This is a genomic window from Mucilaginibacter sp. P4_C11 (assembly GCF_056402115.1).
In genome coordinates, this window is the sequence record NZ_JBFUIA010000046.1 from 37,387 (window position 1) to 45,122 (window position 7,736).

At 43.4% G+C, this 7,736-nt stretch carries 9 protein-coding genes; all 9 read left to right on the top strand.

Annotated elements, in window-relative coordinates:
• On the top strand, window positions 1–1,125 hold the full coding sequence (locus AC1DU2_RS28070; RefSeq protein WP_477388634.1) for an HU domain-containing protein: 1,125 nt from the start codon (window positions 1–3) through the stop codon (window positions 1,123–1,125).
• A complete protein-coding gene (locus AC1DU2_RS28075; RefSeq protein WP_147052889.1) occupies window positions 1,122–1,832 on the top strand; it encodes a MotA/TolQ/ExbB proton channel family protein in 711 nt (236 codons plus the stop codon). The genes AC1DU2_RS28070 and AC1DU2_RS28075 overlap by 4 nt, the downstream gene beginning before the upstream one ends.
• Complete coding sequence (locus tag AC1DU2_RS28080; RefSeq protein ID WP_477355799.1) at window positions 1,829–2,230, top strand: ExbD/TolR family protein; 402 nt, start codon at window positions 1,829–1,831, stop codon at window positions 2,228–2,230. Before AC1DU2_RS28075 ends, AC1DU2_RS28080 begins: the two co-directional genes overlap by 4 nt.
• Window positions 2,231–2,401: 171 nt before the next feature.
• Complete coding sequence (locus AC1DU2_RS28085) at window positions 2,402–3,220, top strand: energy transducer TonB (protein ID WP_147052890.1); 819 nt, start codon at window positions 2,402–2,404, stop codon at window positions 3,218–3,220.
• 150 nt (window positions 3,221–3,370) lie between these two features.
• Window positions 3,371–4,675, top strand: a complete 1,305-nt coding sequence (locus AC1DU2_RS28090) for a bifunctional folylpolyglutamate synthase/dihydrofolate synthase (protein ID WP_477388636.1) — start codon at window positions 3,371–3,373, stop codon at window positions 4,673–4,675.
• A 161-nt stretch (window positions 4,676–4,836) separates the two neighbouring features.
• Complete coding sequence (gene mgrA, locus AC1DU2_RS28095) at window positions 4,837–5,823, top strand: L-glyceraldehyde 3-phosphate reductase (RefSeq protein ID WP_477355790.1); 987 nt, start codon at window positions 4,837–4,839, stop codon at window positions 5,821–5,823.
• A 112-nt stretch (window positions 5,824–5,935) separates the two neighbouring features.
• Window positions 5,936–6,907: a Gfo/Idh/MocA family protein gene (locus AC1DU2_RS28100; RefSeq protein WP_477388638.1), complete on the top strand. Its 972-nt coding sequence runs from the start codon at window positions 5,936–5,938 to the stop codon at window positions 6,905–6,907.
• Window positions 6,908–6,977: 70 nt separating this feature from the next.
• Entirely contained in the window at window positions 6,978–7,481 is a 504-nt protein-coding gene (locus AC1DU2_RS28105; protein ID WP_477355784.1) for a hypothetical protein, read from the top strand.
• Window positions 7,482–7,620: 139 nt separating this feature from the next.
• A partial coding sequence (locus AC1DU2_RS28110; RefSeq protein WP_477387629.1) for an IS1/IS1595 family N-terminal zinc-binding domain-containing protein occupies window positions 7,621–7,736 on the top strand: 116 nt, incomplete at its 3' end.

Here is a 7,736-nt window from a genome sequence, read left to right on the forward strand (position 1 = left end):
ATGGATATAGCCAATTACTTAAGTGAACTACTGGGCCAGCACGGCGAAATAAGTGTGCCGGGCCTTGGCTATTTTGTACATGTACGTGTGGGCGCCTGGTATAACGATGCCGAGCGTAAATTCTATCCACCCGGTTATAAAATCCAGTTTGATCCGCAAACACTTGATGGCGATGATACTTTAACAAAATACATTGCCGAAAAGAAAAAAATCTCGCTGGCATCATCTAAATACTTTACCGATAAATACATTGGCGCCTTAAAACAAGAGGCCGCTTTGCAGGAAGTGCCGTTTGCTGATCTGGGTTGGTTTTTTACGGATAAAGGCAAAATTGCCTTTAAATCAAAGATAAGCAATAGTGATAACGCATCTTTTTATGGGTACGCGCCCGTCAGCATAAAAAAATTAAACCAACCTGCTGCGCCAGAAGTAACTGCTCAAACGGCCGCTCTTGCGCCAGAGCCAGCTGATACGCCAGTGCAGGCAACAGCTGCAATACCATCACCAGAGCCTTTGCCGCTGCCCCCACCAGTAAGGAATATCGAGTTTACAGAAACTGTTAATCAACCTGAAGAATATGTGGATGACGAACCAGAGCCAAGGCGTGGTATAAGCCTATGGGCTATTATATTAATAGTGGTAATCATTTTGGCCAGCGCCGCATTAACTGTTTACAAATTTAAACCACAGTGGCTGCATCTGAACAAGGGCCAGGAAATGCAACTGCAACCGGAGCCAAAGGCAACTCCTGTTACAAAAAGCGATACCGACTCTGTAAAAAAAGCGGCACAGCCTGCTGATACTATTAAAAAGGCAATTTTGAAGCCCGATTCTGCGTTAAGTAAGGCAGTGGCACCCGTTAATGATACCCTTAGTCGTGTACGATATGAACTTTTAGCAGGAGCTTTCAAGAAAAAGGTTGATGCTCAAAATACCATTATTCAATATAAAAAATTAGGCTTTAATGCACATATCCTTCAAAATGTACCAGGTAGACTTATTAAATTGAGTTTAGGAACATATTTCGTACGGGACGAGGCCGTTGATGCTAAACAAAAAATTGTTTCCACTGGGAAAATAAGCGACGATAAAATAACAATACAACCATACAATCCTAAGAAATGACATTATTATTAATACAGGCAGTAACAGATACAGCAAAGCACTTAGTAGATACCGCTAACCATGCAGCCACTCAATTAGCACCCGCAGAAGATTTACGTTTTGGCGACCTGCTGATAAAAGGAGGGTGGGTAATGATACCTATTGGCATACTGGCCGTACTTGGGCTTGTAATATTTTTTGAACGCTATTTTACCATTCGCAAGGCATCCCGCAATGAGTCGAACCTGATGATACAGGTACGGTCAAGCATCCATTCGGGCAACCTGGAATCGGCTATCGCTATTTGCCGTAACAGCAATACGCCGTTGGGCCGTATGCTTCAAAAAGGCTTATTGCGTATTGGCCGCCCTATAAAAGATATTGAAGGCGCCATAGAAAACATTGGCAAGCTGGAGGTATCCAAACTGGAAAAAAATATTGGTATTTTAGGTATCGTAGCCGGTATAGCACCGATGTTTGGTTTCCTGGGTACTATTGCCGGGGTAATCAAAATTTTTTACGATATTTCTAAAACAGATAACATCAGTATGGGTGTTATATCTGGCGGTTTATACGTAAAAATGGTAACATCTGCCGCCGGTTTGTTTGTGGGTATTGTGGCCTACGTGTGCTACCATATTTTAAATATGATGGTTGATAAGGTGATCCTGAAACTGGAAACTGATGCCATTGAATTTATTGACCTGTTAGAGGAGCCAAGCAAATGAATTTAAGAAAAAGACATAAAAGTGCATCAGCCGAGGTACATACATCGGCAATGAACGATATCATGTTCTTCCTGCTTTTGTTTTTCCTCATCGCTTCTACGGTTACCAACCCAAACGTGGTTAAGCTGGTTTTGCCAAAATCATCAAGCGGGCAGTCTATCTCCAAAAAAACAATCAACGTAGCTATTACTAAAGATCTGGTGTACACCGTTGATAAAAAGGTAGTACCGGTAGATAAACTCATGGACGAACTATCAACCTACAAAGCCATGGCTAAAGAACTAACCATTGTTTTATCGGTAGATAAAACCGTAGCCATACAGGACGTGGTACAGGTATTGGATATAGCACAAAAATTAAACATAAAACTGGTTTTAGCAACGGAACCAAAGGGATAGTATCAAGTAGTAAGTATCAAGTAGTAAGATAGCTTCACCTGGTATTTAAAGACATGACATTGAAACGGTGAAAGATTTAAAGAGACGAAGCGTGATTAAAAAGTCTTGATACTTACTACTTGATACTCTTAAACAAGTCTTGATACTTGATACTAACTACTTGATACTAAAATGGAATACAGGGAAGAGCAAAATAACTATCCAAAGGCGTTTTTAGCAACAGGCATTATCATGACCCTGCTGATAGCGGCATGTTATTTTATCGTGTTTCAAAACCCACCAAAACAAGAGGAAGGCACCGGTGGTATCCTGGTGAACTATGGCACCACTGATGAAGGTATGGGTAATGATTATATGAGCACCGAAGAACCTTCGGTTGCCGAGAAAGCTAACCATACCAAGCCCGACAAGGTTACCCCTGCCCCTCCGTCGGAAGATAAACCTACGCCGCAGGCCAGCGAGAAAACCGTGGTAACCCAAAATACCGAAGATGCTCCCGAAGTGGCCGCCCCAACAAAAAAGCCAACAACTGCAGTGGCTACACCACAGCCTACCAAAGCGGTTGCAAAACCCGTTGTGAACCAAAACGCCCTTTACAAAGGCAAAGCCACAACCGGCACGGGCCAGGGTGATGGTACCGGCAATAAACCCGGCAACCAGGGCAAGCCGGAAGGCAGTACCTTAACCAATAATTACAACGGAACAGGATCTGGCAACGGTGGCAGCCTTAACATGGCCCAGCGTAATTTTGTAAGCCGTCCGTCTGTTAGCGATGACAACCGCCAAACAGGCAAAATAATGGTTGATATAAGAGTTGACAAAGATGGCAACGTGATATACGCACGGGCCGGTGCCCGTGGTACAACCATAACCGATGCAGCACTTTTGCAAAAATGCGAAGATGCTGTAAAAAACTCCAAGCTAAATGCCCTTGATTCGGCACCGGATACCCAGGTTGGCACGGTGGTGTTTGTGTTTAAGGTAAATTGATGTCAGTTTTCAGTAGGCAGTTAAAAATTTGCAGTTTGCGCAACCAATAAATAGCTTTACATTTTGTTAGTAAATGCCCACGTGTTAAGAAAACAATTCGGTTTCCGTTCCCAACTACAAATCGCAAACTGTAAACTGCCAACTAAACAAATGAACTACCAGGAAACTATCCAATACCTATACACTCAACTCCCTATGTTTACGCGCGATGGGGCTTCGGCTTACAAAGCTAACCTGGATAACACCATCGAGCTTTGCAAGCGGCTTGGTAACCCCCAGCATAAATTTAAAAGCGTGCATGTTGGCGGCACCAATGGCAAAGGTTCTACATCGCACATGCTGGCGGCGGTACTGCAAACGGCCGGTTATAAAACAGGCTTGTATACATCCCCCCACCTAAAAGATTTTCGCGAACGGATCCGCATTAACGGGCAAATGCTCAGTGAGCAAACGGTGATTGATTTTGTTGAAGATCACATTAAAGATTTTGATGAGATTCGTCCCTCATTTTTTGAAATGACTGTTGGCCTTGCTTTTGATGTTTTCGCAAAGGAGAAGGTAGACATAGCCATCATTGAGGTTGGCCTGGGCGGCAGATTGGATTCCACCAATATCATCAACCCACTGCTTTCCATTATCACCAACATCGGCTGGGATCACATGAATATCCTGGGTGATACTTTACAACTGATAGCAGCCGAAAAAGCGGGGATCATTAAACCCGACATCCCGGTTATTATTGGCGAAAACCAGTCGGAAACGGCGCAGATTTTTATTGACAAGGCCATAAAAGAAGAGACTGACATTTCATTTGCATCAGGTATTTGGGAAATTCAAAAGTCAAAAGTCAAAAGTCAAAAAGAAAACCTGCTCGATTTAACGGCCACAAAAAACTCACAACTCACAACTCACAACTCACAACTCATCCAGCTCGATCTTACAGGCTCATATCAGCTCAAAAATGTAAAGACTGTGTTAACTGCTATTGACGAACTACGTATTCAAGGTTTCAATATTAGTGATGATGATATCGGCACAGGCTTATCGCAGGTAAAAACCCTTACCGGCTTACATGGCCGCTGGGAAACATTAACGGAAAAGCCCTTGACCATTTGCGATACGGGCCACAACCCCGATGGTATACAGGAGGTTTTAAAAAACATTGCATCCGTTAACTACAAACACCTGCACTTTGTAATCGGCATGGTGAATGATAAGGATATCGCCAAGGTTTTAAGCATGCTCCCAAAAGACGCTACCTACTATTTTTGCAAACCCGATATACCAAGAGGGTTAGAGGCTGAAAGCTTAAGGCTAAAGGCTGAAAGCATCGGTTTGCAGGGAACAACATACGCTTCGGTTAAACAGGCCTTACAGGCAGCTCAAAACGCAGCTGGTGCCGACGACCTGGTTTTTGTGGGAGGCAGTACTTTCGTGGTTGCCGAGGTTGTCTGAATCAGAATTTACAGAATTTTAAGATTAACAAATTATAAAATGCTTACTGCCTGATCCTGATAATTCTAAAATCCTGTAAATTCTGATTCAGACAAAATATTCTGATTAAAATTCTATTTTTACTTCTGATACAATCCATCTCACTCATACCTTTTATAAATATGACATACCTACCGTCTGCAAACAGATACCAGAAAATGCAATACCGTCGCTGCGGCAATAGCGGCATTAAATTACCGGCTATTTCGCTGGGTTTGTGGCACAATTTCGGGCACGTTGATGTTACCGAAAACTACCGCAAAATTTTACACCTTGCTTTTGACAGCGGCATTACCCATTTTGATTTGGCCAACAACTATGGCCCGCCTCCGGGTTCGGCCGAAGAAAATTTTGGTCGCATTTTGAAAGAAGACTTCCGTGGCTATCGCGATGAGATGATCATCAGCAGCAAAGCCGGCTATACCATGTGGGATGGCCCTTATGGCGATTGGGGTTCAAAAAAATATTTGGTTGCCAGCCTTGATCAAAGCCTTAAACGTATGGACCTGGACTATGTAGATATATTTTACCACCACCGCCCGGATCCTGAAACACCGTTGGAAGAAACCATGGCGGCGCTTGATCTCATTGTTCGCCAGGGAAAAGCTTTATATGCAGGTATTTCCAACTATCCTGCCGATGTTGCCGCAAAAGCCATTAAAATATTAAAAGAGCTGGGTACGCCGTGCCTTATCCACCAGCCCAAATACTCCATGTTTGAGCGTTGGGTTGAAGGTGGCCTAATGGATGTACTGGGCAACGAAGGTGTGGGCTGTATCCCGTTTTCGCCGCTGGCGCAGGGTATGTTAACCAACAAATATTTACACGGCATCCCCGAAGATTCACGTGCTGCAAAATCAACTGGCTTTTTACAGGCTTCGCAATTAACTGAAGAACGCCTGAGCCAAATAAAAAGGCTTAACGATCTTGCACTGCAACGCGGGCAAACACTGGCACAAATGGCATTGGCATGGTTGCTGAAAGATAACCGCGTTACATCGGTACTGATTGGCGCAAGCCGCGCCGAACAACTGGCCGACTCATTAAAGGCGCTGGACAATATTGTTTTTTCGGCCGATGAACTGGCGCAGATTGAGGTGATATTGTAAGCCCCCTAACCCCCTGAAGGGGGAACAATAGTTAGATTATCAATTAATTAAAAATACAAGTTTCTTAAAAGTCTCCCCTTTAGGGGAGATTTAGAGGGGCAAAGGGGGCTATATGATCAACTGGGGTATAATTGGTTGCGGCGACGTGACCGAACTTAAAAGCGGGCCCGCCTTTAAAAAAGTGGCCGACAGCGATTTATTAGCCGTTATGCGGCGTGATGCAGCAAAGGCAGCCGACTATGCCAGCCGCCACCTGGTGGGCAAATGGTACAGCGATGCTGATAAAATGATGGCCGAAGCCGGTGTCAATGCTATTTATATTGCTACCCCGCCGTCGTCACACCTGGAGTATGCTTTATCTGCCCTGGAAAAAGGTTTTAATGTATATGTGGAGAAACCTGTTACCCGCAATGCCGATGAGGCCAGGGCCATGGCTGCGGCCGTAAAACAAAGCAATGCAAAACTCACTGTAGCGCATTACCGCAGGGCAGTGCCCATGTTTTTAATGGTGAAGGATTTGCTGGACAAACAAAAAATTGGCGAAGTGCGCACGGTGCAAATCAGGATGTGGCAAAGCCGTAAGCCAAAACTGATTGCCGAAAGCGAAACCAACTGGCGGGTATTGCCCGAATTTTCGGGCGGCGGTTATTTTCATGACCTGGCCCCGCACCAGCTGGACCTGATGTTATATTATTTTGGCGAACCGGAAAAATATCATGGCTTCTCGCTCAACCAATCTGCTTCAACACCGGCCGATGATCACGTTTGCGGCGAAATCCTGTTTAAAAACAAAGTGGTTGTTAATGGCTCCTGGTGTTTTAACGTAGCCGAAAGTTTAACGACCGATACCTGCGAAATCATCGGCACAAAAGGGAAAATAACTTTCCCGTTTTTTGGCAATTATGTGAATTGGAAAACAGATACCGAAGATGAAACTGTAACGTTTAAACATCCGCAACACATCCAGCAGCCAATGATTGAAAAAATTGTGGCTTACTTTAAAAACGAAGGCCCCAACCCCTGCTCAATTGACGAGGCTATTGTTTTAATGGACATTATGGATTCATTTATTAAAACTAAATGAGCAATAAATCCTTTATAAGTAAGTTTGAGCAAAAGTACCCTGCTCAATTTATTTAACACTGCTTTAAAATATGAAACAAATTCTATCGCTAATTATAGTTATTACAGCTTTTACACTTACAGCAACTGCACAAAAATATGATGTGCCTATGCACTACGAACTACAAACCGATGCCGACTTTGATATGTACGAGCAACAGGTAATAAACACTGCCGACTGGCTGCAACAAACCGGCTGGAAAGATAAACGTGAAAAAAGGCAGGCAGCCCGCTTATTTATCTTAGCCTGGGTGCAAGGTAGTCACAGCGTGTCCTTGTCAATCAACAAAACCATAAATGATCTTAGCGATCTTAATCCCGAGCTGTTGTTTACCTACACTTCCCAATATGCCAAATTTGCGTTGCAGCATAAAACAGATTTTGACAAGAACACAGCCAACCTGGTGGCACTAAGGGCAGTATTATCCAAATACAGCATGGAAGAATCGCGCAAAAAGGATGAGGACGTTGAAAAACTGATAGAGATTAATAAAGAAGGCAACCTGGCCAGCTGGATAGCCACCGATTTTAAGTAGCTATTTAAAAGATATAATTGCCAAAAATAGTTGGTAGAATATTTGTAATCGACTGTAATAAAGGAATATACATCAAGCAAATTGAAATCGGTTTCAATTTGCTTTTTTTGTTATATGAAATCGTCAAAAAAAGGCGTGTTTGACCTGTAAGAGCACGGATGTAATAAAGTGGGGCAAGCAGAATAAAAAACAGCGATATAAGTGTAAATCATGTGGGCAATTGTTTATTCGGCAGCACGCTGGTGTAAGAGATAA